The organism is Streptomyces sp. SDT5-1, from assembly GCF_052245995.1.
Taxonomy (GTDB): domain Bacteria; phylum Actinomycetota; class Actinomycetes; order Streptomycetales; family Streptomycetaceae; genus Streptomyces.
The window spans coordinates 491,766-517,577 of sequence record NZ_CM125963.1; the positions used below are offsets into that span (position 1 = coordinate 491,766).

The 25,812-nt window shown below is 68.7% G+C and carries 25 protein-coding genes; 13 read left to right on the top strand and 12 right to left on the bottom strand.

All coding sequences use genetic code 11. The features are described from left to right. Positions 1–4: 4 nt before the first annotated feature. Together ACTWJ8_RS02280 and ACTWJ8_RS02285 are read left to right on the top strand one after the other, a co-directional pair. Complete coding sequence (locus tag ACTWJ8_RS02280; protein ID WP_443262610.1) at positions 5–301, top strand: antibiotic biosynthesis monooxygenase family protein; 297 nt, start codon at positions 5–7, stop codon at positions 299–301. Between the two features lie 54 nt (positions 302–355). Further along, entirely contained in the window at positions 356–1,291 is a 936-nt protein-coding gene (locus ACTWJ8_RS02285; protein WP_443262611.1) for a GntR family transcriptional regulator, read from the top strand. Between the two features lie 82 nt (positions 1,292–1,373). On the opposite strand, the gene rraA is transcribed toward ACTWJ8_RS02285, so the two are convergent. Next, positions 1,374–1,877 (bottom strand): ribonuclease E activity regulator RraA, encoded by a 504-nt coding sequence (gene rraA / locus ACTWJ8_RS02290; protein WP_443262612.1) that lies wholly within the window; start codon positions 1,875–1,877, stop codon positions 1,374–1,376. 101 nt (positions 1,878–1,978) lie between these two features. Here rraA and ACTWJ8_RS02295 point away from each other — a divergent pair, with 101 nt between their 5' ends. Both ACTWJ8_RS02295 and ACTWJ8_RS02300 read left to right on the top strand, forming a co-directional pair. Further along, complete coding sequence (locus ACTWJ8_RS02295) at positions 1,979–3,103, top strand: lactonase family protein (RefSeq protein WP_443262613.1); 1,125 nt, start codon at positions 1,979–1,981, stop codon at positions 3,101–3,103. A 45-nt stretch (positions 3,104–3,148) separates the two neighbouring features. After that, positions 3,149–4,039, top strand: a complete 891-nt coding sequence (locus tag ACTWJ8_RS02300; protein ID WP_443262615.1) for a GntR family transcriptional regulator — start codon at positions 3,149–3,151, stop codon at positions 4,037–4,039. 41 nt (positions 4,040–4,080) lie between these two features. On the opposite strand, the gene ACTWJ8_RS02305 is transcribed toward ACTWJ8_RS02300, so the two are convergent. Then, positions 4,081–5,448, bottom strand: coding sequence for an MFS transporter (locus tag ACTWJ8_RS02305; protein ID WP_443262616.1), 1,368 nt, complete (start codon positions 5,446–5,448; stop codon positions 4,081–4,083). A gap of 222 nt (positions 5,449–5,670) precedes the next feature. Here ACTWJ8_RS02305 and acnA point away from each other — a divergent pair, with 222 nt between their 5' ends. The 4 genes from acnA to ACTWJ8_RS02325 all read left to right on the top strand — a co-directional run bounded on the left by acnA (position 5,671) and on the right by ACTWJ8_RS02325 (position 12,489). Next, entirely contained in the window at positions 5,671–8,304 is a 2,634-nt protein-coding gene (acnA, locus tag ACTWJ8_RS02310) for an aconitate hydratase AcnA (RefSeq protein ID WP_443262617.1), read from the top strand. A 90-nt stretch (positions 8,305–8,394) separates the two neighbouring features. Beyond that, positions 8,395–9,564, top strand: a complete 1,170-nt coding sequence (locus ACTWJ8_RS02315) for an ABC transporter substrate-binding protein (protein ID WP_443262618.1) — start codon at positions 8,395–8,397, stop codon at positions 9,562–9,564. A 71-nt stretch (positions 9,565–9,635) separates the two neighbouring features. Then, on the top strand, positions 9,636–11,402 hold the full coding sequence (locus ACTWJ8_RS02320; protein ID WP_443262619.1) for an ABC transporter permease: 1,767 nt from the start codon (positions 9,636–9,638) through the stop codon (positions 11,400–11,402). Then, positions 11,395–12,489 (top strand): ABC transporter ATP-binding protein, encoded by a 1,095-nt coding sequence (locus ACTWJ8_RS02325; RefSeq protein WP_443262620.1) that lies wholly within the window; start codon positions 11,395–11,397, stop codon positions 12,487–12,489. Before ACTWJ8_RS02320 ends, ACTWJ8_RS02325 begins: the two co-directional genes overlap by 8 nt. A 372-nt stretch (positions 12,490–12,861) precedes the next feature. Here ACTWJ8_RS02325 and ACTWJ8_RS02330 read toward each other — a convergent pair whose 3' ends face one another. Both ACTWJ8_RS02330 and ACTWJ8_RS02335 read right to left on the bottom strand, forming a co-directional pair. After that, positions 12,862–13,794: an intradiol ring-cleavage dioxygenase gene (locus ACTWJ8_RS02330; protein WP_443262621.1), complete on the bottom strand. Its 933-nt coding sequence runs from the start codon at positions 13,792–13,794 to the stop codon at positions 12,862–12,864. A 276-nt stretch (positions 13,795–14,070) separates the two neighbouring features. After that, positions 14,071–14,643, bottom strand: coding sequence for a hypothetical protein (locus ACTWJ8_RS02335; RefSeq protein WP_443262622.1), 573 nt, complete (start codon positions 14,641–14,643; stop codon positions 14,071–14,073). Between the two features lie 227 nt (positions 14,644–14,870). On the opposite strand from ACTWJ8_RS02335, the gene ACTWJ8_RS02340 reads away from it, so the two are divergent. Next, positions 14,871–16,187, top strand: a complete 1,317-nt coding sequence (locus ACTWJ8_RS02340) for an AbgT family transporter (protein WP_443262623.1) — start codon at positions 14,871–14,873, stop codon at positions 16,185–16,187. 87 nt (positions 16,188–16,274) lie between these two features. Here the strand turns inward: ACTWJ8_RS02340 and ACTWJ8_RS02345 are convergent, their stop codons facing one another. From ACTWJ8_RS02345 to ACTWJ8_RS02375, 7 genes are all read right to left on the bottom strand, one after another. Further along, positions 16,275–16,409 carry a hypothetical protein gene (locus ACTWJ8_RS02345; protein WP_443262624.1) on the bottom strand — a complete coding sequence of 45 codons (135 nt, stop codon included), beginning with the start codon at positions 16,407–16,409 and terminating at the stop codon, positions 16,275–16,277. A gap of 116 nt (positions 16,410–16,525) precedes the next feature. Continuing rightward, the gene (locus tag ACTWJ8_RS02350; protein ID WP_443262625.1) at positions 16,526–17,101 is read right to left on the bottom strand and encodes a transposase; all 576 of its coding nucleotides are present in this window, start codon (positions 17,099–17,101) and stop codon (positions 16,526–16,528) included. Next, complete coding sequence (locus ACTWJ8_RS02355; protein WP_443262626.1) at positions 17,098–17,613, bottom strand: winged helix-turn-helix domain-containing protein; 516 nt, start codon at positions 17,611–17,613, stop codon at positions 17,098–17,100. Before ACTWJ8_RS02355 ends, ACTWJ8_RS02350 begins: the two co-directional genes overlap by 4 nt. Before the next feature lie 54 nt (positions 17,614–17,667). Next, positions 17,668–18,321 carry a helicase associated domain-containing protein gene (locus tag ACTWJ8_RS02360; RefSeq protein ID WP_443262627.1) on the bottom strand — a complete coding sequence of 218 codons (654 nt, stop codon included), beginning with the start codon at positions 18,319–18,321 and terminating at the stop codon, positions 17,668–17,670. Between the two features lie 345 nt (positions 18,322–18,666). Further along, positions 18,667–19,461: an IS21-like element helper ATPase IstB gene (gene istB / locus ACTWJ8_RS02365; protein WP_443262628.1), complete on the bottom strand. Its 795-nt coding sequence runs from the start codon at positions 19,459–19,461 to the stop codon at positions 18,667–18,669. Continuing rightward, complete coding sequence (gene istA / locus ACTWJ8_RS02370; RefSeq protein WP_443262629.1) at positions 19,458–21,035, bottom strand: IS21 family transposase; 1,578 nt, start codon at positions 21,033–21,035, stop codon at positions 19,458–19,460. Before istA ends, istB begins: the two co-directional genes overlap by 4 nt. Positions 21,036–21,647: 612 nt before the next feature. Then, positions 21,648–21,917, bottom strand: a complete 270-nt coding sequence (locus ACTWJ8_RS02375; protein ID WP_443262630.1) for a hypothetical protein — start codon at positions 21,915–21,917, stop codon at positions 21,648–21,650. Between the two features lie 408 nt (positions 21,918–22,325). Between ACTWJ8_RS02375 and ACTWJ8_RS02380 the strand changes: the two genes are divergently transcribed. Together ACTWJ8_RS02380 and ACTWJ8_RS02385 are read left to right on the top strand one after the other, a co-directional pair. Continuing rightward, positions 22,326–23,258 carry an oxidoreductase gene (locus tag ACTWJ8_RS02380; RefSeq protein WP_443264778.1) on the top strand — a complete coding sequence of 311 codons (933 nt, stop codon included), beginning with the start codon at positions 22,326–22,328 and terminating at the stop codon, positions 23,256–23,258. 69 nt (positions 23,259–23,327) lie between these two features. Then, positions 23,328–24,002 (top strand): SDR family oxidoreductase, encoded by a 675-nt coding sequence (locus ACTWJ8_RS02385; protein ID WP_443262631.1) that lies wholly within the window; start codon positions 23,328–23,330, stop codon positions 24,000–24,002. Positions 24,003–24,104: 102 nt separating this feature from the next. On the opposite strand, the gene ACTWJ8_RS02390 is transcribed toward ACTWJ8_RS02385, so the two are convergent. Next, entirely contained in the window at positions 24,105–24,698 is a 594-nt protein-coding gene (locus tag ACTWJ8_RS02390) for a TetR family transcriptional regulator (RefSeq protein WP_443262632.1), read from the bottom strand. Between the two features lie 402 nt (positions 24,699–25,100). Here ACTWJ8_RS02390 and ACTWJ8_RS02395 point away from each other — a divergent pair, with 402 nt between their 5' ends. Together ACTWJ8_RS02395 and ACTWJ8_RS02400 are read left to right on the top strand one after the other, a co-directional pair. Continuing rightward, complete coding sequence (locus tag ACTWJ8_RS02395) at positions 25,101–25,400, top strand: hypothetical protein (protein ID WP_443264780.1); 300 nt, start codon at positions 25,101–25,103, stop codon at positions 25,398–25,400. Positions 25,401–25,432: 32 nt separating this feature from the next. Beyond that, the gene (locus ACTWJ8_RS02400; protein ID WP_443262633.1) at positions 25,433–25,717 is read left to right on the top strand and encodes a hypothetical protein; all 285 of its coding nucleotides are present in this window, start codon (positions 25,433–25,435) and stop codon (positions 25,715–25,717) included. Positions 25,718–25,812 lie beyond the last annotated feature (95 nt).

The following is a 25,812-nucleotide window of genomic DNA, read 5'->3' on the forward strand; positions in this document are numbered from 1 at the left end:
CATCATGGTCACCGAGATAGCCCAGATCGAGATCAAGACCGGGCAGGAGGACGCCTTCGAAAAGGCCGCCGCCGAGGCCCGCCCGCACTTCCTGGCGGCCGACGGCTGCCACGGAATGGACTTGCACCGCAGCGTCGAACACCCCACGCGCTACCGCCTGATGGTCCAGTGGGAGACGGTCGAGCACCACACCGTCACCTTCCGCGAATCGGCGGGATTCGCCCGGTGGCGGGAGCTCGCGGGCCCGCACTTCGCGGCTCCGCCGCAGGTCGAACACGTATACTCCGTCCTCACCCACTGACGTCGGCGGCCGGGGCCGCGAGCCGGCCCCGGTCCTCCGTGGAGGCACCGGACGATGAGCCCGCCCACAGCGCGGAAGCAAACCCCCGCGGCAGCGGACCCCGCGAACGGGCCGACTCCGCTGACCCGCCGTACCGCCGCCCGGATCGTGGAGCACATCACCAGCGGCGGCCTGCCCGTCGGTACCCGCCTGGTCGAGCGCAGCCTCGCCGAGCAGCTGAAGGTGTCCCGCTCCCCCGTCCGCCAGGCCCTGCGCCTGCTGGCCGACGACGGCGTGGTCGCGGCGGCCGAACGCGGCGGCTACACCGTCGCGCTGACCGGCCAGGCCCTCACGTCCGCGGCACCGGCGGGGCCCGCCGACGACGACACCGAAGAGACGTACCTGCGCATCGCGGCCGACCGCCTGGCCGGCGAACTGCCCGACCGCATCACCGAGAACACCCTGGCCCGCCGTTACCACCTCACCCCCGGCCAGCTCGCGCACACCCTGCGCCGTATCGCCGTCGAGGGCTGGATCGAGCGACTGCCGGGCTACGGCTGGGAGTTCCAGCCCATGCTGACCTCGATGGAGGCGTACGAGGACAGCTACCGCTTCCGCCTCACCATCGAACCGAGCGCCGTCCTCGAACCCGGCTTCCACCTCGACCGCGAAGCCGTCGAAGCCGTCCGCGCGGAACAACAGCGCCTGGTCGACGGCGAGATCCGGGACATCGGCAACGCCCGGCTATACGACCTCAACAGCCGTTTCCACGAGGTCATCATGGCGTGCAGCCACAACTCCTTCTTCATCGACGCCCTGCGCCGCGTCGACCGCCTGCGCCGCCTCATCGAGTACCGCCGCTCCCTCCAGCGCGACCGCGCCGCCGTCCGCTGCGCGGAACACGTGGAGATCGCCGACCTGCTCCTGTCCGGTCGCCGCGAGGAGGCGTCGGCCCGCCTGCGCGAGCACCTGTCCACGGTTGGCGACGAGAAGACGCGCCGGGACACCTGAGACCGGCGCGGCCTCGTGCTCGGTGCGTGGGGCGCCGGGCGGCGAGCACCACCTCGACCACGGCCGCCCGCGCCCCTTCACGTCACTGCGATGCGTCACCGGACGAGGGCAGCAGCACCACCCCGTCCTCATCGGCATGCAGGATGTCGCCGGGGTGGAAGGTGACACCGCCGAACGTCACCGGCACGTCCACCTCGCCCTTGCCCTCCTTGTCGCTCTTGCGAGGTGTGGTGCCGAGCGCCTGTACGCCGACGGTCGTGGCACCGACGACGGCCGCGTCGCGTATCGCCCCGCGGATGATCAGCCCGGCCCAGCCGTTGTCCCTGGCGCGCTTCGCCATGAGGTCGCCGAGGAGCGCGGCACGCAGGGAGGCACCACCGTCGACGACCACCACGGCGCCGTCGCCGGGCTCGTTGAGCAGGGCGTGCAGCAGGGCATTGTCCTCGTACACCGACACGGTGCGCACCGGCCCGGTGAAGGCACGAGCACCGCCGTAGGAGGTGAACTGCTCCTCACAGACATGGAGTTGATCACCGTACTCGTCGTAGAGGTCTGCGGTGGGGACGGGGATACGGGTCGCGGACACAAGGGCCTCCGGGTGGGATAGCTGCCAGCCTTTTGTATTGATCGACAGACAGATACAATCAGAGGCCTTCGCTGCGATCAACCCTTGAAACGGGAGTGGACGTGACACCAACCGCCGACAACCCCACCACCGTCGCCTATGTCGGCTCACGGACCACCCCCGAGCGGGCGGGCGACGGCAAGGGCATCGAGGTGTACGGGGTCCGGGACGGCGGCACGCCCTGGGAGCCGCTCCAAGTCATCGAGGCCGACAACCCGACGTTCCTGGTCACGGATCGCACCCGGCGTTTCCTCTATGCGGTGCACGGCGACCTCAGCGAGGTGAGTGCCTACCGGATCGCGCCCGGCAGCGGGCGGCTCACGCCGCTGGGGCGGCAGGACACCGGCGGCCGCAACCCTGCACATCTGGCCGTGGACCCGACGAACCGCTTCCTCGTCGTGGCGAACCACTCCTCCGGCACCGTGGCGAGTCTGCCGCTGCGCGAGGACGGCAGCATCGGGCCGCTCGCCGACCTGCTGCCGCTGCCGGGGACGCCCGGGCCGCACAGGGTCGAGCAGACCGGTGCGAAGCCGCATCACGTGCCGTTCTCCCCCGACGGCCGTTTCGTCGTGGTACCGGACAAGGGGACCGACCGGATCTTCACCCTCACCCTCGACGCCGACTCGGGGAAGCTGGATCCTGGACCCGAACCCTCTACCGTCACGAGGGAGTTCGCGGGCCCCCGCCATCTCGCCTTCCACCCGCACCTGCCATACGCGTACACCATCGACGAACTCCGCTCGACCGTCACCACCTACCGGTGGGACGCCTCGCGCGGATCGCTGGAAGCGCTGCACACCGTCCCCAGCACCCCGCCCCACGCGACCGGCGACAGCCGTGGGGCGGAGATCGCGCTGAGCCCGGACGGGCGGTTCCTGTACGCCTCGAACCGTGGCGGGGCGGGTGACCGGGAGCCGGGCGGGCCGCGCCCGGACACCATCGCGCTGTTCGCGGTGTCGACAAGCACCGGCCTGCCGACGCCCGTCGACTGGTTCTCCACCGAGGGCATCAGACCGCGGCACTTCTGCCTGAGCGGGAACGGCCGCCTGCTGTACGCGGCCAACGAGCGCAGTCACAGCATCGAGACCTTCGCCGTGGACACCACCAGCGGCCGCCTGCGGCACCGCGGGCGGGTGGCCCGCACGGGATCGCCGACATGCGTGCTGCTTGTCGCGTGCGCTTCGTAGGATGAAGCGGCACTTACCCAGTCCCCCACAACGAGCGCAGGAGCGATGTCCCGGCCCAACCTGACCACGTCCATGGCGACCCGACTCGTGGACCTGATGCGCCGCCACGACCTGCCTTCGGGCGCCCATGTCACCGAGCAGTGGGCCGCGAACGAACTGGACGTCTCCCGTACGCCGGTGCGCAAGGCCATGCTCGTCCTCACCGAGGTCGGCATCCTCGAACGCATCCCCAACCGAGGCTTCTACCTCACCCGGGACGCCGCTGAGCTGGCCCGGCCCGACACGGGCGAGGACGAGGACACGGAGCAGTCGGCGTACTTCGAGATCGCCGACGACTACGTGGGCGGCCGGTTCACCGGCGCGTTCACGGCGGCCGACATCAGTCGCCGCTACCGGCTGACCCCGCGCCAGACCGAGCGGGTGCTGTCCCGCATGGAGGGCGAGGACCTGGTACGGCGCAAGGCGGGCGGGCGGGGCTGGGAGTTCCAGCACGTGATGGCCACCGTCGACGCGCACGACCAGAGCTACCGGTTCAGGATGATCATCGAGCCGGCCGCACTGCTCGAACCCGGTTTCGCCATGGACGCCGAGGCGTTCGCGCTGCATCGCAAGCAGCAGGAGGCGCTGCTGCACGGCGACATCCTGCTGCTACCCCGGGCCGAGCTGTTCCAGGTCAACGCCTCGTTCCACGAGATGCTGGTCGGCTGCTCCGGCAACCAGTTCCTGCTCGACTCGGTGCGCCGGCAGAACCGGCTGCGCCGCCTGATCGAGTACCGCCTCCAACTGGACCGGTCCCGGATCGCGGGCCAGGCCCGGGAGCATCTGGAGCTCCTGGACCTGGTTGAGAGCGGGAAGCTGGAGGAGGCGTCCGCCTTCCTGAGCCGGCACCTCGACAAGGTGCGGGCCAAGAAGACGGGGCTCGGCGCTGGGGGTTGAGCGCTCCCCGCTCAACCCCGCCGCATCGCGCGGTCGCTCTCCTACGGCGCCGAGGCCGGCTCGTCGGCAGCCTCGGTCACCGGGGGCGCCGCGCGGTCGGCCGGGTCCTTCCTTCCGCCGCCGATCCGGATCGTCACCGTCAGGACGAACGCCAGCACGGTGAGCCCGCCCAGGAACAGCAGGCCGCCGGTCGCGCTGCCCGTCGAGTCCTTGGCCCAGCCGATCGCGTAGGGGCCGAAGAATCCGCCGAGGTTGCCGACAGAGTTCACCACCGCGACGGCGACGGCCGCCGTGCTGCGGGTCAGGAACAGTGTCGGCAACGCCCAGAACGGCGACTTGAAGCTGTACATACCCGTGAGCGAGACGGCGATCAGGGCGACGCCGAGGACCGGCGAGTGGGCGAACCCGGCGGCGCACAGTGCGACCGCGGCGACGGCGAGGGGGATCGCCGAGTGCAGCTTGCGCTCGCCGCGGCGGTCGGAGCGGCGCGACCACCACACCATGCCGACGGCCGCGACGACGTAGGGGATCGCGCTGACGAAGCCGATGGCGGTGGCACCGAGACCGCCGGAGAAGTCGTCGATGATCTGCGGGAGCCAGTAGCCGACGCCGAGGCTGCCCGCCTGGTAGACGAAGTAGATGACGGCCAGGAGGAGCACCTTGGGGTCGGCCATCACCTTGAGCGTGCCGAGTTTGCGCGCGTGCGGCTTGCCCTGCTGCTCCTGCTCCAGTTCGGTGGTCAGCCATCGGCGTTGCCGCTCGGTGAGCCACTTCGCGTTGGCCGGCTTCTCCGTGAGGACGAAGTAGCAGGCGATGCCGAGGACCACGGCGGGAGCGCCCTCCAGGAGGAACATCCAGCGCCAGCCGCTGAGCCCGAACCAGTCCACGTGGCCCATGATCAGCGTGCTGATCGGGGCCGCGAGGACGTAGGAGGCGGGGATGGCCGTGAGGAAGAGGGCGGTGGCGGTGGCGACCTCCTTCTTGCGGAACCAGTACGTGAGGTAGACGACGATGCCGGGGAAGAAGCCGGCCTCCGCGACCCCGAGCAGGAACCGGAGCACGTACAGCTGCATCGGTGTGTGCACGAAGGCCATGAAGGTGGCGAGGATGCCCCAGCTCACCAGGATCCGCGCGATCCAGCGGCGGGCCCCGAAGCGGGCGAGGGCGATGTTGCTGGGCACTTCGAACAGGAAGTAGCCCCAGAAGAACAGACCTGCCGCCAGGCCGAAGGCCTGACTGCTCAGGCCCAGTTCCTTGTTCATCTGCAGGGCCGCGAAGCCGATGTTCGCGCGGTCGATGTAGTTGACGACATAAAGGACGAAGAGGAACGGGAGGATGCGGCGCGACACCGTGCGCATCATCGCCGCTGCCTCGCTCCGGTCGACTTCGACCGGCGGGGTGATCGCCATGGGGGGCTCCAGAAGGCTCTGGCCGCCGAGCGTTCGCATCGGATCTGCCTGGGATGAAGACGTGGGTGCACGTGCTTGCACGAGGGTTGTATCAGTCGGCGGCGTAGGACAATATGTGTCCACCACGTCGAGGCGTCAAGGCACGAGAAGCCGACTTTGTACTTCTCTTTAAGACCGATGCAATCTCTCGACCCACCGTCTTGCCTACGACCGCAGGGGATCATGAACGTCGACCGCACCGCTGTGCTCACCGTCGGGGGCCGCTCCTACCGCCATCTCCCGCTCGACCGGGTGCTGCGACCCGCCGAGCTGGACGAAGTGCCGTACGCGATCCGGGTGTTGCTGGAGAACGTGGCCCGTCGCACCCCGGAGGCGCTCGCGGACGTCGTGGCTCGGGTCCGCGCGGGGTCGGGGGCGTGCGAGGTGCCGGTGCGGCCGAACCGGATCATGCTGCACGACACCACGTGTCTGCCCGCCCTCGCGGACTTCGCCGCCATGCGCGACTGTGTCGCCGAGCTGGGCGGGGACCCCCAGGGGCTGCAACCGTCGGTGCCGGTGGACCTCACCGTGGACCACTCGGTGATCGTCGAGGAGTACGGGCGGCCGGACGCCGTCGAGCGCAATCTGCTGATCGACTTCCGGCGCAACGGCGAGCGCTACGAGATGGTGAAGTGGGCCGAGAAGAGCGTCGACAACTTCCGTGTGGTGCCGCCCGGTACGGGGATCATCCACCAGGTCAACATGGAGGCGCTGGCCCGCGTCGTGTGGCAGGACGACGACGCCGAGGGCGCGCCCTTGCTGTACCCGGACGTGCTCGTCGCCACCGACAGCCACACCCCGATGATCAACGCGCTCGGGGTCGTCGGCTGGGGTGTCGGCGGCCTGGAGGGTCAGGCCGCGATGCTCGGCGAACCGGTCACCATCCCGTTTCCCGAGGTGGTCGGCGTCCGGCTGACCGGGCGGCTGCGGCAGGGCGTCGGCGCCACCGACCTCGCCCTGACACTGACCGAACTGCTGCGGGCCACGGGCGTGGTCAACAAGTTCGTGGAGTTCTGCGGCGACGGCGTCACCACGCTCGGCTGGGCCGCGCGCGCCGCGGTCTCCAACATGGCACCCGAGTACGGCGCCACCTGCGTGTTCTTCCCGTACGACGAGGAGACCGCGGGCTATCTGCGGCTCAGCGGGCGCGACGAGGAGCATGTCGCGGTCGTCGACGCCTATCTCACCGCGCAGGGCCTCAAGCGGACCGATGACCGGCCCGTACCGCGCTACGACCAGCTGCTCGACCTCGATCTCGCGACGGTCGAGCCGAGTGTGGCGGGGCCCCATCTGCCGCACCAGCGACTGCCGTTGTCGCAGGTCCCGGAGTCGTTCCGCACGGTGCAGCAGGCTCCCGCGCGCACCGTCGACGCCTTCCCCGATGAGCTTCCGGCCGGGCCCGTCGCCATCGCCGCCATCACCAGCTGCACCAACACCGCGAACCCCGCGCTCATCGTGCAGGCGGCGCTGCTCGCGCGGCGGGCGGCGGCGGCCGGGCTGAGTGCCAAGCCGTGGGTCAAGACGTCGCTGTCCCCTGGCTCCCAGGTCGTCGAGAAGTATCTGCGCGCGTCCGGGCTGCTGCCCGACCTGGAGGCGACCGGCTTCCACATCGTCGGTTTCGGCTGCATGACGTGCATCGGCAACTCGGGCCCGCTGCATCCGGAGCTGGAGCGGCTCGCCGAGGACGGTGCGGTGGAACCGGTGGCCGTGCTGTCCGGCAACCGGAACTTCGCGGGCCGGGTCAACCCTCGTATCGGGCACTCCTACTTGGCCTCACCCCCGCTCGTCGTCGCCTACGCGCTCGCCGGGTCCGTGCTCCACGACTTCGACGACGAACCTCTCGGCACCGACGCCACCGGGCGTCCCGTCCTGCTGAAGGACCTGTGGCCCTCGGACGAAGAAGTCGCCGCGTGTGTGGCCGAGTTCGTGCGGCCCGAGATGTTCCGCGACAACGCGTCCCGCATCCGGCAGGGCACGCAGGCGTGGCGGGACATCGAGGCGCCGCGCAGCACCCGGTTCCCCTGGCACGCCGAGTCCACCTACGTACGGCGACCGCCCCACCTGACCGGTCTCGCCGCCCGCGCCGAGGACCGGCTGCGGATCGACCGGGCGCGGATCCTGCTGCGCCTCGGCGACGACGTGACCACCGACCACATCTCCCCTGCGGGCGCCATCCCCGCCCGCAGCGCCGCCGGAAGCTGGCTCACCGAGCGTGGCGTCGCGCGCCGCGACCTGAACCAGTACTCCACCCGCCGCAGCAATCACGAGGTCATGCTGCGGGGTGCCTTCAGCAACGCCGCCGTCGTCAACCGCCTGCTCGACTCCACTCCGCCCGGTGGTCACGCCCACAGCGCCGACGGCACCCGCGTCCTGCCGGTCCACGAGGCCGCGCCGACCTACCGCGAGGCCGGCTGGGACCTGGTCGTCGTGGCGGGCCGCAACTACGGTGCCGGCTCCAGCCGAGACTGGGCCGCCAAGGCGCAGGCGCTGCTGGGCGTGCGGGCCGTGATCGCCGAGTCCTACGAGCGCATCCACCGCAGCAATCTCATCGGGATGGGTGTGCTGCCGGTGGAGTTCGAGGAGGGCGACACCGCGTCGTCGTACCCCTTCACCGCAGCCCAGCAACTGTCCTTCGACGGCCTCGACACCCTGACCGTGGGGACGAACCGCGTCACCCTGCACCTGCGCGACGCCGACACCGGCGCCGAGACCACGGTGCCGTTGCGGCTGCGGATCTTCTCCCGGCAGGAACTGCACTACCTGCGGCACGGCGGGATCCTCCCGTACGTGGTCCGCCGGGCGCTGGGCACCGCCTGAGCGCACCCCAGCCCCCTCCCACGGCACTTGTACGGCATTCGTGACACCCGTTCCACACAGTCAGTCGCGCCCACCACGAGAAGAGCCGCCATGAATCCCTTCCGTCCCGGCCGGTCCGCCGCGCCGCCACCACACCGGCCCTCCCGCCGCGCCGTCCTGCGCGGGGCAGGCGCCGCCTGCGCCCTCGCCGCCACCGGCGGTGCACTCGGCGGCTGCGCGGGCACCGACGCGCACGCCGCCGCCCGGCCGAACCCGGACTACTACCCGGCCTCGTACCAAAAGCTCGTCGAAGGTTCGCGCAGCGAGAAGAAGCTGCTGATCTACTCGCAGACCTCGCAGACCAACTGGCAGCCGATCTTCGACGCGTTCACGGCGCACTACCCATGGCTGGAGGACATCCGCGCCACCAACCTCGGCAGCTCCGCCGTCTACGAGCGGTACTACAGTGAGCGCGCCACCGGCGGCTCCCCCGCCGATCTGCTGGTCTCGAACGGCGGCCCGCTGTGGGCGGACTTCGCCGACCGCAAGGTGGCCGCCCGATACGACTCGCCCGAGCGGGACAAGCTTCCCGACTGGGCCGAAATGCTCCCGGGTGTCTGGGTGTTCACGGTCGACCCGTCGGTCGTCCTCTACAACCGCAAGACCCTCGACGCCTCCCAGTACCCCAAGGGCCTGATCTCGCTGGCCGAACTCGGGGAGTCCAAACCCTCCCGGTTCCGGGGGAAGTTCGGGGTGTACGACCCGACGAACGCGTTCGGCTACTCCACGAACAAGGGGTACAGCGCCTCCGTCGATCACGGTTGGGACACCTTCGGGCGGCTGCTGCCGTTCGCCCGCGCCGACCACTCCTCCGGGACCCTCGTGGAGAAGGTCGTCTCCGGCGAGTACGACGCCTCGTTCAACCTGAGCGGCGGGGTCGCCGTCCCCGCGGCCGAGAGCAGCGGCGGGCTTTTGGGCTGGGCGTACTGCGAGGAGGGCACCGTGGTCGTGCCGCGGGCCGCCTCCGTCGTCAAGAGCGCCCCGCACCCCAACGCGGCGCGTCTCTTCCTCGACTTCCTGCTCTCCGCCGAGGGCCAGGCAGCGGTCGCCGACGGTGGCCTCACCCCCTACCGCGAGGGAGTGAACCCGGACGGCCAGGACACCCTCGCGGACATCCGCCGCAAGCTCGGCGCCGACCGCGTGCACCTGTACCGCTACGAGCGCGTCCCGACGAAGACCCAGGATGCGTATGTGGCGCGCTGGGAGAAGGCCATGGGCTGACATCCCGCCCTCCGCCCGGCCCTTCCGTCAGAAGTCCCCTTTTCCCATCGGCCTGTTCGTACGGAGTCGCCATGGCCACCCAGACATCACCGGCACCCGCACCGCCGCGCGGTCCCCGCGCGGGCGAGCTCGGCACACCGCACTACCGGCGCCTGTTCGGCGCCGGTCGCGAGGTCACCATCCACTGGGTGACGTTCCTCGTCACCGCCGCTCTGGTGCTCGCCCCCGTCGTCCCGATCCTGTTCCAGTCGATCCGCAACCAGCCGCTGTACGCGGCGGGCGGCGCCTTCACGCTGTCGAACTACGTGCACCTCTTCACCGAGGCCGGGTTCGGCACGATCATCCTCAACACCCTCGAATTCGCCGTCCTGACCACGGTGTTCGCCCTCGCCATCGCCGTCCCCATGGCGATCCTCCTGGAGCGCACGAAGTTCCCCGCCGCTCGGGTCATCGGACAGGTGCTGCGCTGGCCGATCTACATCTCGCCGCTCGTCCTCGCCTTCGGCTGGATCGTCGTCTACGGCCCGGCCGGCTTCCTGACCACTGCGCTGCGCGAGGGCCTCGGCTGGGTGCCGTGGGACCTGTACACGCTGCCGGGGATGGCGTTCGTCGAGGCCGTCGCCCAGGTGCCGATCGCCTACCTCTTCTGCGCCAACGCCCTTGCAGCATCCGACACTTCGCTGGAGAACGCCGCCCGCTCGGTCGGCGCGGGTCCCGTGCGGGTGCTGCGGTCGATCGTCGTCCCGATGCTGCGTCCGCCGATGCTCTACGCAGGTCTGCTGATCTTCGGCACGGCCGTGGAGACCCTCTCCATCCCCCTCATCCTCGGCGAGCCCGCCGAGATCACCCTCTTCTCCAGCTTCCTGTACGAGCAGGGCATCGACTCGGTCAGCCCGGACTACGGACTGCTCGGCGCGGCCTCCACCTTCATGCTCCTGACGACGATCGGTCTGGTCGTCTTCCAGGCGCGGCTGCTCAAGCACGCGCAGCGCTTCGTGTCCGTGCGCGGCAAGGCGACGCGCTCGAACCTGCTCGACATCGGCCGCTGGAAGTGGGCGGGCTTCGCCTTCGTCGGGATCTACGTCGTGTTCGGCGCGCTGCTTCCGATGATCGCGCTGGTCCTGCGGGCCTTCACGACCCTCCTGACGCCCCTCGTGAATCCGCTGAGCCTGCTCACGCTGGACAACTTCCGGCTGATCTTCGCGTACGGGCCGTACACCGAGTCGATCACCAACAGCATCACCGTCGCCTTCATCGGCGCGGTCGCGGTCACCGTGTTCGGAACGGTGGTCGTGCTGGTGGCGCGCCGCTCGGACTTCCGGTTCGCCCGCGTCCTGGAGATCGCCGCGCAGTCCCCGCACGCGGTGCCCGGCCTCATCGTCGGTATCGGCTTCTTCTGGGCCTTCGCGTGGATGCCCGGCGGGGACGCGGTCCGGGGCACGATCTTCGCCCTGATCATCGCGTTCGGGCTGCGCGCGCTGCCATCCGCGTACGGGGCGATCTCCCCGGCGACGATGCAGCTCGGCTCCGAGCTGGACAACGCGGCCCGGGTCGCGGGCGCCGACTGGTGGCGGACCGTCTCCCGGATCATGCTGCGGCTGCTCGTCCCGGCGATGCTCGCCTCGTTCCTGCTCATCTGGACCCAGATGATCCGCGAGTACGCGCCCGCCATGTTCCTCGCCGGGGCCGAGTCCCAGGTCATCGGCACCACCGCCATCGACCTGTGGACGCAAGGGGAGACCGGCTCGGTCGCCGCGCTCGCCACTTTGCAGATCGCCGTCACCGCCGTCGTCGCCGGCCTGGCCGGAATCCTCCTGAAGGGGAAGCGCAATGCCTGAACTGGTCGTCGAGAACCTCAAGAAGTCCTTCGCCGGCAACACCGTCCTGGAGGACATCAACTTCACCGTCAAGGACGGCGAGTTCTTCACGCTGCTCGGCCCGTCCGGCTGCGGAAAGTCCACGACGCTGTCCTGTGTGGCGGGACTCGAACACCCCGACGCCGGGACGATCCGCGTCGGCGACGACACGTTCTTCGACGGAAACGCGGCGGCGGCCACACCGCCCGAGGGACGCAACCTCGGCCTGGTCTTCCAGTCGTACGCCCTGTGGCCGCACATGACGATCGCCGACAACCTGGCGCTCCCCCTGAAGCTGCGCAAGGTCGACAAGGCCGAGCAGAAACGGCTGATCGACGAGGCACTCGACAAGGTCGACATGCTGCACCTGCGCGACCGCTACCCGCACCAGCTCTCCGGCGGGCAGCAGCAGCGCGTCGCACTGGCTCGCGGCATCGTCTACTCCCCCGGCGTCCTCCTGCTCGACGAACCACTGTCCAACCTGGACGCCAAGATGCGCGACCAGGCCCGCCTGTGGCTCAAGTCGTTGCAGCGCGAGGTCGGTATCACCACGGTCTACGTCACGCACGACCAGGTCGAGGCGATGTCCCTGTCGGACCGCATCGCCGTCTTCATGCACGGCGAGTTGCAGCAAATCGGCACGCCGACCGAGATCTACGAGACGCCCGCCACCCCGGAGGTCGCCGGGTTCATCGGCCGCTGCAACCTGCTGGAGGGGCGGGTCGCGGACGCGCCCGCGGACACGGGGACGGTGACCGTCGAACTCGGCACGACGGGGCGCCACTTGAAGGTCCTGCGCGCCGACGGAGTGCGGGCGGGCCAGAAGGCCACGGTCGGCCTGCGCGCCGAGCGCATCACGCTCGCCGCCCCCGCACAGGAGCCCGGTGACGGCGTCAACGTCCTTCCGGCGCGGATCGAGCAGTGCTCGTACACGGGCGCCCGCTTCGAGTACCAGCTGTCCGTCGACGGCCTCACCCTCCACGCGGAGAGCCCGGCCCGGCACGAGGGCGACACCGTCGACCTCATGATCCGGCCCGAGGACTGCCTGCTGTACCCGGAGGCTGTCTGACGGTCCCGGGCGTCCGGAGAGGCATTCAAGCCTCTCCGGGCGCCCGCCCGGCTTGCGTTCATCATGGCGCGCGGATGGGCCGCCTCCGGACAGACTCAGTCGGCGGTCATCGCGGATACGGTGCGAAGCCGCCTCCCGCCAGTAGCGACAGGGCCGGCCGAGCGGGCTGTTCCGGGAGGCCCGTGTCGCCTCCCGGGCTGACCGGGACGCTCCGCGCTCCGTCACACGGTCAGCCGTTTCCCGGGCCGGGGAGTGACTCAGGCCGGTGGCCGACGCGAAGTAACCGAGCGGTTCCTCGCGGATCGCGACTCTCCGCCCTCGCACTTCCCATCAAGCCACCGGCGACTGCGCCGACGCTCGCGTGTCGGCCGGCTACGACGAGGAAGGCGCCGCACCACTGGGCATTGGCATCGAGTCCATCGTGTCGTTGTCGTTCGTCTCGTTCGGGGCAACACCCATCGTGAGGGAACCGACCAACCCCTTGTCGAGCTTCCTCTCGGGCACATGGCGGATGTCGAGGAGACCGCCCTCGGCGCCCTTCCCGTCGTAGATGATGTCCTGCGAGAGCGTGGTCATCTCCGTGTCGTTCCCGGAGTACGGCGCGTACTTCCTTGAGGCTTCGACCAAGTCCTGGTCGAAGTAGAACTGGCCGGTGTGGCAGACGTGCCCGCCCACGTACTCCCGGTCGGAGTTCCACTTGCCGTCCACGTGCACCTTGGTGTGGATGTGCACACACCGGCCCTGGTACCAGCCCGGCAGGATGGTCTTGAACTCGACGTAACCGTGCTTGTCGGTCCGTTGGGTGCCGCGCAGGTAGGTCTTGTTGTCGGTGGGCTCCTGGTGGATCGTGCGATCCCCGGACGGCGCCCCAGTAGGGGAACCGCTCGGACGGGGGCTGCCGTCGCCGGCGGTCCCGCTGGCCGACTCGTAGCCCGCGTAGATTCCCATCGCGTCGCAGTGCCAGATGTCGACGGCCGCGTCCCGCAGCGGTTTACACGTCTCGGCGTCGATCACTTTGAGTTGCAGGGTGAGGGGAATGCCCTCCTTGCCCTCGGTGATGTCCTTCCGGAAGATGTCCAGGTCCAGGTAGTAGGGTCCCTCGGTGTTCTCTGAAGTCAGCCGGTAACAGGTCTCCCCGGCCGAGGCTTCCGCTGTACTGGCGCTGCCTTTCGTGTCGCTGGCGAACGCGCCGTTCGCCGCCAGTGTGCCACCGGTGCCGACCGCGGCGATGGTGGCGCCGCCCGCCAGCAGAATCTTGCGTCGCGACAGGTCCTTCTTGTGCTCTGGAGATCGTTTGTCAGCCATGTGTCAGGACGCTAGGGGCGGCGTCCGCCCGGAATCCATAGGTGTGAGCTGTGAACAGCAGATGTCCGAAAGTGACCGAGGCACACGGGTGGGCAGGCCAACTACCGCTTCTGCGCAGGAGAATGGAGGTACACGAAAACTTCCGGGCTCAACCGTATCCGACCTCTCACGACACGGGCTGCGACCGAGCTGCGCGTCCTCGACGCCGCCGGGGCGCGCCGTGTGCGCCACGACTTCGTCTGGCGCCGCTCGGCCAGCATCTTCGGATTCGATGAACTACCGGTAGCGCGCCACAGCGTCGAGCAACTCCCCCACCGTGTTCGCCGAGGCGGCTGTGAGCAGCCACTCGGCCAGCCCCCGACGGGCATCACCGTCCAAGTGCCGAAAGCACCCACATGCCTTGTCGACGAGCTGTGCCTGCGTGAGCGGGGCACGGGAGTCTCCCCTCGCGATGCTCACCCTCTCAGACACCTTCCCTCCGGAGCGAGTACGGACGGTGACCTCGGCGAATCGCTCCCGACACCCCGGGTCCTCGCGGCAGTTGATCCGCCCTACGAGCTCCCGCACCTCAGGGCGGCGGGCCCCCTCGTCGGTGAAGGTGTTCAGCGTGAGTTGCCCGTCAAGGAGCGCCGCGGCGACGACGAACGACATGCTGAACTTCGCGGCCAGTCCGGTCTCCGGTTGCCCTTCGGTCAAAGCGGCCAGACCACCCTGTTGAACCCGTACATCGATCACGTCCACCGCATCGGCCGCCAGGCCGTGCTCCCTGAGTTCGAGAATCGCGTCCGCAGCAAGATGGGTCCAGTAACAGCAGGGGTGACGCTTGATGTTGAGCCCGGCCCGGCTCAACGACGACTCTCCCGACGGGCGCTCCAGAGGGGGGCCCGCCTCGCCTGCGGGCCACATCGGTGTCGTTCGTTCAGGACTTTATGGCGGAGATCCCTGTCTGGTGGTGCGCGAGCCGAGAGCACCACCGCGATCGGACAGCATCCGAGGGAGATCGGTAAATGTCGTCAGAGTCGCCGCAATCGATCTTGGCGCCCCCACCCCCGCCCATGCCTCGCATTATGCGGGCGATGGCAGTGATCGAACGCGTGGGAAACGCGCTCCCCCATCCGTTCTGGCTGTTCTGGATCCTGTCCGCGGTGCTCGCGGTCTGCAGTGCCGCGTGCGCATGGCTCGGCCTGTCGGTCGTGACGCCGGACGACACCCTGGTCCACGTGCGCAACCTCTTGTCCGGCGAAGGTCTGCGGATGGCCGTCTCCACGGCCGGCTCGAACTTTGCCGAGTTCCCCCCGCTACTCATGATCATCACCGTGATCATGGGCGTGGCCGTGGCCGAGCGGAGCGGTTTTCTCGAAGCGCTCATGCGGGTCGGAGTGTCCCGCGTCCCGGCATCGATGGTGGTCTTCGCGGTCGCCTTCACCGGTACCGTCTCGCATGTGGCATCGGCCGCCGCCTACGTCATCCTCGTCCCGCTGGGGGGCCTCGCGCTGAAGGCGGTCGGCAGGTCTCCGATCCTGGGGATCGTCGTCGCCTACACCTCGATCGCCTCCGGGTACGACGCCAGCCCGGTGCCCACGCCCAACGACGCCATCTTCGCCGGCATCACCACTGCCGCCGCCCACATGGTGGACGATCAGGCCTACATATCGCCACTGAGCAACTGGTACTTCAACATCGCGTCATCACTCCTCCTGGCGACCGTCATCACGCTCATCACGCGACTCGTGCTCAGCAAGAGGGACGACCTGGAGCCTGACGAGAACCTGCTCACCGACGACCACGGCTCCATCGTCGTGTCCGCGAGCGAGAGCTGCGGCCTGCGCCGGGCCGGCGTCGGCTTTCTGCTCGCGGCGGCCGCCATCGTCCTGGTGCTGCTGCCGTCCGACTCGCCGTTGCGCGGTGACGGAGGCAGCATTGTCGATTCGCCGTTCCTCGACGGCATCTCACTGGTCGTGGCCCTGGTCTTCGGGTTTCTCGGCGTGCTCTACGGCACCGCGGCGGGCACCATCACCAAGGGGTCGGACGTTCCGACGCTGATGGCCGAGGGCATCAAGCAGATGGCGCCGATCCTGGTGCTGTACTTCGCCGTCGCCCAGTTCCTCGCCTACTTCGAGTGGACTCATCTCGGCGACCTCATCTCGACGAAATCCGCCCGCCTGCTGTCCGACATCGGTGCGCCAACAGCCGTGATCTTCCTCGGTATCCTGCTTTTGCTCACGGTCGTCAACGTGCTGATCACCAGTGGCTCCGCGATGTGGTCCATGGCGGCGCCGGTACTCGTGCCGATGATGCTGCTTCTGTCGGTACCCGCGGAGACGACGCAGGCGGCGGCAGGGACCGTTCGGGCTGTAGCCGCCGAGGTGTCTGCTCCGCTTGCCCGACGGTGACAGGCCAGCGTCCGCGCCCTCCCCGTGTCGGGGCGGGCGCGGACACCGGCTGAGACAGTCACCACCGGCGACGCGGGGTCCGCCGGGTCAGAGCAAGGTGTCCACGTACGGGGTGAGCTTGACGCCGGTCAGGCCGTAGGTCTGGGACGTCGTAGTGGCGCCGGTGCGGTGGCCGAGGCTGGTGTCGAGCTTGATCTCCAGCGTGTTGGAGCCGGCCTTCACCAGACCTCCGACATCGATGGTGCTGGTGAACTGGTCGACGTCGTCGACCAGGGTGCCGTTGACCCGGACCTCCGTGATGATGTCGTCGCCGTGGGCGAGTTCTACTGAGGTTTTCTTTAGTTCTGTGGTGGTTCGTGATGGATTGTCAGTCCGGTGTGAGTGAGGAAGGACCACGGGAGTTGTTCGTTGGAGCAGATCCGGTGGATGCCGCGTTCGGCCGCGTCGGCGACATCGGCGAGGTGGTCGCCGGCGAGGTTAGCCAGCTCGCGGGCCTTGATGGCCGACCACAACAGTTCCACCGGGTTGAGTTCGGGTGCGTAGGCCGGCAGCCGCTCCAGGGTGAGCCAGTCCTGCTCGGCCACCCAGGCCCGCATGCCCCGGCTCCAGTGGGCCGACAGCCCGTCCCACACCAGCACCACCGGTTCGCCGGCGTAGAAGGTTTTGAGGTGTTCCAGCACGTCGATCAGGGATGTGGTGTCGTAGCTGCCCGGCTTGAGGTGGAAGCACAGCCTGGGGCCGCGTTCGAGGTCGGTGGCGTGGTAGCCCAGTGCGGCGGCCATCCCGGCGCGTTTCCAGTTCAGCCGGTGCCGCAGTGTGGGGGTGCGACCGCGGGGTGCGTAGGTGCGGCGCACCTGGGGCAGCAGCGACACACCCGATTCGTCGAAGAAGACGAGCCAGGCACGTTTCTTCACCGCCCCTTTTTGATACGTGGCCACTCCTGGGCGACCCACCGGGCGATCTCGGACTCGTCCCGCTCGACGGCCTGACGCCGGGGCCGCTGCAGACTCCAGCCCATGCGTCCGGTCAGCAGGCGCCACACCGAGGCCCGGGCCAGCGTCACCCCGGTCACCCGCTCCACCACCACACCGGCCCGTTCCAGGGTCCACAGATCCGCCTCGAACCCGTGCGCCTGCGCGCCCCGCTCCAACGCGGCCCGCACCAGCTCGACTTGGGCGTCATCCAGCTTCGGCGGCCGGCCGGTGGCCGGACGCCGCCGCAGCGCATCAGCCCCGCCCTGCTCCCACCGGCATCTCCACCGACGCACGCTCTCCGGGTGCATCCCCACGATCCGTGCCACCTCGGAGGTAGAACGCCCCAGTTCGAACAACTCGGCCGCGCGCACCCGCCGGGCCTCGGCCAACTGCGGCCGTGTCAGCGGCGGAACAGAGACGTCGGAAACAACAGCCTGCGACTCGGAAGACACCCCCAACATGCTCACACCGCCGACGCCCCTGCACCCACAGAACTAACGAAAAACTCAGTAGCACGTGTCTACCAAAGTGAGCAGGAGCGGCCTGGCTGAACCTACAGCGGGCCAGCCCGGTGCTGGGGCTGCGGCCACCGTCTGGTGAGGTGGCTTGGCCGGATCGTCGGGATTGAAGCCGAGAGCTGCCAGGAGCTGCCGCTGGCCAGGGCGTAGGAGCGGCCATGCCTGGCGCTGAGCGGTGATCCATTGTGTGTCGGGGTGGGTGCGGGCGTGGTGGTAGGCGTACTGCCATCGCATGGGCCAGGGCGGGTTCCACCACGGGTCAAGGCCGGCCAGGACCTGGGCTTGAGGCGACGTCCCGCTTCTTTTGCGGGCGCGCTGGCGGTGTTCGGCCAGCCATCGCCCGATCGGGAAGCCTTCGTGTTCCTCACTCGAGCGGGCGGCGAGGTGCCCGTACCGGGCCGTGTAAGAACGGGCATGGGCGACGTCGGCATCGAAGCGCGGTGTGGTGGTCAGCCGCCGGGAATCACGTGGGCCGACCCGCGCCCGGGCGGTTTCGTGGGTGATGCCGATCGCGGCAAGCAGGCGTTGCTGGTCGGGGTGGAGGCTGTCGTAGAGGGTGCACTGGCGCTTGACCCAGACCCCCAGGGCGTCTTTCCCGACAGGGACACCATGCACCGTGTCGGCTCCGCGGCCGGCCCGCATGGCGTCGCGGGCGCGATAATAGTTGCGCTGCCAGTGCAGGTCCCAGGGCGGGTTCCACCACGGATCGAGCGCGGCCAGGTGGTCGAGGTGCGGCGAGGCGGGCTTGGCTTTGCCGATGACGTTCAGCAGCGTATGTCGGGCAGTTCTGGCAGCGGTTTCTGATCGTCGGTTGGAGATGTGTCGGTGAGTTTTGGCAGCGGGGTTCGCACTCTCGCGAGCATCTTGCGGAGGTCTTCACGCATCTGCTGGGCAAGTTCCCGCTGTCGTCGTGCCCGGTCTCGCATGTGTCGGGCTCGCCGGGATGCCTCGTCCATGACCATGGTCGCTGAGCAGATGGTGCGGCGATCAGCCGGTGCCGGTCTGCTCGATGCGGGATCGGGTCTGCTGCAGGCGGTAGGAGTCGGTGCCGGTCTCGATGATGTTCCCTCCGAAGGTGAGGCGGTCGACGATGGCCGTGCAGAGGCGAGGGTCGGTGAAGGTTTTGGTCCAGCCGCCGAAGCTTTCGTTGGAGGCGATCGCGACGCTGTTCTTCTCCTCTCGCTCGGTCAGGACCTGGAACATCAACTCCGCGCCCTGCTTGTCGAGTTCCATGTAGCCGAGTTCGTCGATGCATAAAAGATCGACGCGGCCGTAGCGGGCGATCGTCTTGGTCAGCTGCTTCTCGTCGGCGGCTTCGACGAGCTCGTTGACGAGCTTGGTGGCCAGCACATACTTGACCCGGAACCCGGCCATCGCGGCCTCGGTGCCCAGCGCGATCAGCAGGTGCGATTTCCCGGTGCCGGAGTCGCCGATGAGGCAGAGCGGCAGGCCCTTCTTCACCCACTCGCACTTGGCGAGCGTGTGGATGACCGCGGCATCGATGTTGGGGTTGGCATCGAAGTCGAACCCCCGGATCGACTTCTGCCGCGGGAACGCGGCGGCTTTGATCCGCCGCTCCGAGCGACGCCGGGCCCGGTCATCACACTCGGCCAGCAGCAACTCGGCGAGGAACCCGCGGTAGGTCATCTGGACCTTGGCTGCGTCCGCGGCCATTTCGGGGAACTGGGCCCGGATGGTGGGCAGGCGAAGTGCCTTGCAGGCGCCCTCGATAGCGGCATCAGCGGCTTGTTCGGTCAGCCCGCGGTGACTGTTCGCGCTCACGGCATCTCTCCCTCGAAGTGGCCCCGGCCATGAGACCGGGAACGGCGTAAGAGCTGGTCATAGATGGTCACCGAGGGCATGGGCCGGGTGTCGGGCGGCAACTTCGCCAGCCGTCGCTCCGTCAGTGAGGTCACCTTCGGCACTCGTGCCGGACGAGGCCCGGACGGCTTCAGCGGCGAGGAGACGGCACCCCGGTCATCGGTTTCGGCCGCCTTGCGGGCCTCCAGCGCAACCGCGTCCGATGTCATCGCCCCGGCCCGCAGCGCGGAAGCCAGTCCGGCGACCAAATGCTCGTGCCCGATGTGACGGCTCAGCAGGAGCACCTGGATCAGGGCCCGGGTTCCGTCCCTGTCCCCGTGGAGCTTGCATGCCTCGGCCCACCAGGCTTCATGGACCGGGGTGAACTTGCCTGCTGCCTTGGCCTGTTCCAGTGCGGTCGAGCCGGGGAACGCGCCGGGCTTGCGGATCAGGAGCTCCAGATAGTGGTCCAGAACGAAGCGGTCCTGGGCCTTGCCCATCAGCCGCTCGTGCCGGGCGACCTCAACGCCGTGGTCGTAGACCACCAGCTCGGAGGCATGGAGGACGACCCGGACCTGGCGGCCGATGAGCCGGGCGGGCACCGAGTAGTGGTTCGCGCGGACCCCGATCTGCGCGTATCGGTTCACCCGCAGCGAGAACAGGCGCCCGGTCTCGAAGTCCTCCAGCGGCAGCGGCTTCAACAGCGGTGCCTCGATGGTGAAGGACTCGCCGATCGTTCGCAGCCGGGAGCGGATGCGCCGGCCGTCGTCCTCCTGGTCCCACCGGTCCACCAGTTCGTTCAACTCGGCCAGCGAGTCGACCTCGGGGACTGGGACGAAGTGGTTGCGGCGGAAGTAGCCGATCTGCCCCTCCACCCCGCCCTTCTCGTGAGCGCCCTCGATGCCAGGGCGGCAGTAGAACGCCTCCAGCCCGTAGTGCGAGCGAAACGCGGTCCACCGTTCGGTCTCCACCCGGGCCCGGTTGAAGCCCAGCACCTGGGCGACCGCGGAGTTGAGGTTGTCGTAGCGGACCTTGCCGGTCGGAATCCCGCCGAGGACGCTGAAAGCGTGGACGTGCCCCTCGAAGAACGCCTCCTGTCCGCCGGTCGCGAAGACCCGGTGCACCGCCTTGCCCGAGTAGGACATGCGAAACGAGAACAACACGCATTTCACCGTCTCGCCGGCCAGCCGCACGCTCACGTCCCCGAAGTCCACTTCCGCTTCGACGCCCGGGCGGTGGGACTGCGGCACGAACGCCTTCTCGGTCCCGTATCCGGCCGCGATCCGGATCTCCTCGCGGCGCAGTCGGACGTAGTCCCGCACCATCCCGTAGGAGATCCTCTCCGCGGCGTGCTCGTCCACCAGCCGGTCCCGTTTCGCGGTGTGCCGTTGCTTGGGCGGAGCCCGCAGATCGTCGCGCAGCATTGCATCGATCAGCTCTTTGTAGGGGTCCAGACGGGTGGGCAGGGGCGGCAGCTTCTTCCGAGGCTCCGGCCAGGCCGACGTGGCATCGCGTCGGATCGCCGCGTACAGAGCGACCTTGGTCGACGGAGGCATCCCAACCCCCTTACCACAAAAGGCACTTCAATGCTCCCACCACAACCCCCGCGGTGCTGCCAGAACTCATCGATATCGCTTCACGCGACAAGCGGGCGCTTCCAGAACTGACCGACAAACGGTGTCGCTACCCGGCGACAGAGCCAGCAAATCCCACGGAGCCGGGGCGCCGCGTGACGCGATCTGTCCTCGGCCGCCGCACCGTCAACACGCCTCAGGACAGCGCCTGTTCAATGCGGCGAGCTCTTCCTGTGCTTCTCAGCAGACAGCAGCCCACCTGGGGGAAAGTCACGCATCCGCTCCCCGTGTTTCCCCGGAAGTAAAGGAGGCAGCGGTCCTTCGGGATGTGCCCGAGGAGTCCGGAGGTTGGGGCCACTCCGCCCTGCCACCGCCACCCATGACTGGGATATGCCAGAAACATAGAACCAACGGTTCTTGGGCCGGTGACGCCGGTGCTGACCGACATGGCTCCCCCATGTCAGTAGGCGGCGCCACCTGAGGCTGCCCTCCGGGACCGTCTGAAACTCTGGCGCCCCCCGGAGGGACAGCCGCCACACCCCACACGGGTGACGGCAGCCCGTAGTTGAACCGGAAGGAGGCGGCGCCCATACGCTACAGAAGCAGCGACGCTGTCGAGTCACGGCTGCGGCTCATGACCAGAGGGCGCGCCAATTGAACCAGCCACCCCAGCCCCTTGAGCCAGGCGCCCCCGAGGAGCCGCCGACCAGCCGTGGTGACGCCATCGCGGCAATCCTTCGCGCGGTTACGCAGCGCTCCCACTGGCAGGCCGGCATCCTCATCGAGCAGTTCGCGGCCACCGCTGCCATGCCAGACCTCCTGGCCCTGCGCGCGGCCCTGCAGGAACTCCAGGAGCCGGCCCACCAGGACAACGGCATCTCACCTGACAGCCGCCACCAGGGCGATAGGACAGAGGAAGGCAGGTGACCCCACAACCCTTCCGGACGGCGGGCGACGCTCGGTGACTGCTCCCCTGTTCAACAGCCGCAAGGAGCGCCCCGCACGGGAAGCCCCAACGGAGACGGTGCCGTTGAGGCTTCGGCCGGGACCCTGCGGGAGAGGCCCGGCTGTGTGTCCGCTCGGCACCGCCCGGGCGGACACTCCCGCACCACCCCCGTACGGGCGCGCCATCTCTCGAGGAACCAGGGTCTTTCAACTGATGAGACGGACCAAGTAACTCACGTTCAACGCCTTTGTTAGGAGTTCTTAGACCCAGAGCGTCCCATCGAGCTTCAATTGACACACTGAGACAAGTGGGGCAGCATGGGACACATGAACGGGAGTAATTGGACGGCCGACCGGATCCCGGACCTGGCCGGAAAGACCTTTGTCGTGACCGGAGCCAACAGCGGCCTCGGCCTGGCCACCACCCGGCATGCGGCCCGCCGCGGCGCGCATGTCGTGATGGCCGTACGCAACGAGACCAAGGGGCGCAAGGCCGCCGCGGAGATCCGCAAGAATCACCCTGGAGCGAGCCTTGAGGTGCGCCACATCGACCTCGTCGACCTGGACTCGGTGCGCGCGTTCGCCGCCGGGCTGCACGCCGACGGGGTGGAAGTGGACGTCCTGATCAACAACGCCGGAGTCATGGCGGCACCTCGCCAGCTGTCCCCACAGGGGCATGAGTCACAGTTCGCCGGCAACCACCTGGGTCATTTCGCCCTCACCGGCCTGCTGCTCGACCTGCTGCAAGCCAGCAGCGATCCCCGGGTGGTGACGGTTACCTCGATCGGGCACCACGGCGGAAAGATCTTCTTCGACGACCTGACCGGTGCGCGCAAGTACGAGCCGGTGGCCTACTACGACCAGTCGAAGTTCGCCAACGCCGTGTTCGGCCTGGAACTCGACCGCAGACTGCGCGCCGCGAGCAGTCCGGTACGCAGCCTGCTTGCCCACCCCGGGGTCTCGGCCACGAATCTGCAGAGCACCGGCCCGTCCGGGCTGATCAGGGTGGGCGGCTTGTTCGTCAAGCATCTGTTTGCCCAGCACGTCGAGCGGGGCGTGCTGCCCCAGCTGTACGCCGCGACCTCCCCGGACGCCCGCGGCGGCGAGCTGTACGGGCCCGACGGCTGGAAAGAGTTCCGCGGACACCCCACGACAGTCGCTCCGGATGCCGGGGCCGAGGACCTGGACACGGCACGCCGGCTGTGGAATGTGTCCGAGGAATTGACCGGGGTCTACTTCACCCTCGCCGCCTCGTCCTGACCTGGGCCACCGGCCCTCACCGAAAAGCGCCCGACCGTATTTTCCCGAATTTCTCGAAGGGACATTTTCATGCCTACCATCGGCATCGTCGGAGCAGGCCCCGGGATAGGCCTCTCGATCGCCAAGGTCTTCGGCCGCAACGGGTTCTCCGTGGCCCTCGTGGCGCGGACGCAGGAAAAGATAGACGCGCTCGCCGCGGAACTGGGCCAGGAGGGCATCGAGGCGGCCGGATTCACCGCCGACGTCACCGACCGACCGTCCCTGGCCTCCGCGTTCAGTCGCATCAAGGAGCGGTTCGACCCCATCGACGTACTGGAGTACTCACCCAAGCCGGACATGAACCCCGAGGCCATGATCGCTCCGCTGGACGCGACGGTGGACAACCTGCAGAGCGAGCTGGACTACTACCTCCACGGCGGTCTCACCGCAGCCCGGCAGGTGCTCCCCGAAATGATCGAACGCGATGCAGGCACCCTGCTGTTCACCACTGGCGGCTCCTCAAAGGAGGTACTCGCCGGGCCTGTGGAGTTCGGAAACGTCGCCGTGGCCACTGCCGCCCTGCGGGCCTACGTACTCAAGCTCAACCAGCAGCTCACCGGCACAGGCGTGTACGCGACGCACGTGCCGATCTTTGCCTGGATCGGCTCCGGCGGCCCGGAGACCCAAGCCGACACAATCGCCGAGCACTACTGGGAGCTCTACACCAAGCGCGAAGGCGCCGAGCACCCCTACGACGTCCGCTGACGCAGCGACCCGGTACGGGCACGGACGCAACACGGTACGCGGTGCACGGGGCGCCAGGGGCGGACCGCACCAGATACCGTGCCAGCAGACGCCTGTCCGCGGTCAGCTCGCGCCGGCGGCGAGGTCGAGAGTCGGCGTGACAGCTGCGAAGGCCTCATCGACCAGTGCGCTCATGTCCGCGGTGCCGCCGAGGTCCACCCAGCGGCGCAGCGCGACATTGAACGCGGTGAGCGCCACACCGGAGGCGAGCCTGGGCCGCAGATCGGCCTGGGGGTCGAGGTCGGAGCGCTCGGCCAGGATCGTGGTCATCTCGTCCTGCCAGTGCGATTGCCGCTCCAGGAACCGAGCCAGCAGCGCAGGGGTACCCAGCATCAGCCCCGTCACATGCTGCGTCTTGACCGGGTTGCCCGTCATCAGCGCCGTGAACACCGACACCGCGTGACGCAACGCCACCGCAGGCGACTCGTCGACCGGCCGGGCACGCAGGGCCGCGCACAGCTGCGTGCCCGCACCCGCGAGCATGTGCACGATCACATCTTCCTTGGAGTCGAAGTAGCGGGAGAACGTGCGGCGCGACATACCTACGGAGGCCGCGATCTGCTCCACCGTCGTCTCGTCGAACCCCTGCGTGGCCAGCAACTTCACGGCGGCCTCGGTCAGCTCGTCGCGCACCAGCCGACGCTTGCGCTCGGCCATGCCGACCACGGGGGCTGCATCTATGTCCATCAGACCATGGTACATCGCGCCGTTCTCGTCTCATCGAGCAGCACATGACCTGCTGTGTCATTATTGGCCGACGCGGAACCACGGCCGGTAACAGTAACGCGGCCAGGCCACCGCCGGGCGCGAGAGGGCCTCACACCGGCCAGGAAAGGGCTAAGGACCATAGCGGGAAGTGCCGACGCTGCCGCTGCATAATGGCGCCGACTCGAGCGCACCAGGAGAGCCATGGCACGGGCGATGACGTAGGTTTGCGCGCCCGCTCGTCCCGTCCTCCGGCCACCGGCCAGGGCCGGACAACCAGATCGAATTCAGATCCCTCAGTGCCGAGGCCGCGCCTTTCTGATCACGGGCGGCAACACCGGGATCGGGTACTTCATCGCCGAGCAGCTCGCGGGCACCGGAGCCGACGTCGTCCTCGATAGCCGCACTCCGACGCGGACCGAGGCCGCGATCAGCGCGATCCGCGCTCGCATGCCGGAGGCACGGCTACGCGCCCTGAAGCTGGATCTGGCTGACCTGTCCTCGGTCGCGTCCGTGGTGGAGCGACTGGGGCAGACAGCCTCGACGCGGTCGTGCACAACGCAAGCACAGGGAACAGGCAAACGCAGCGCGCACAGACCGTGGACGGCCACGAACTGGCGTTCGGCGCAGATCACCTCGGCCATTTCGCGCTGACTGACCGCCGTCTGCGTGCAGCCGACAGCTCTATGACGAGTGTGGTCGTCCACCCCGGCGGCGCGTTCGACGCGCTCACTCCCTCCCGCCCTCCGGTGCACGTCCGCACCACGGGCCAACTCCTGCGTGGCCTGCCCGCCCGCATCCTCGTACAGAGCAAGGACATCGCGGCCCGCCCCTCCGTCCTCGCCGTACTGGACCCCGCAGTACATGTCGGACAACTCTGGGGGCCACGCGCCTTCGGTGCACGAGGCAATCCCAGGCTCGAACCGGTGAAGGGGCCGCTGGCCGACACCACGACCGCGGCACGCCTGTAGGACATCAGCGCGGAGCTGACCGGCATGGAACCCAACCCCCTGTGAGAAGTCAAGCCCTATTGAAGATCGACACGCCTCGGAGGCGGGCAGGCAAG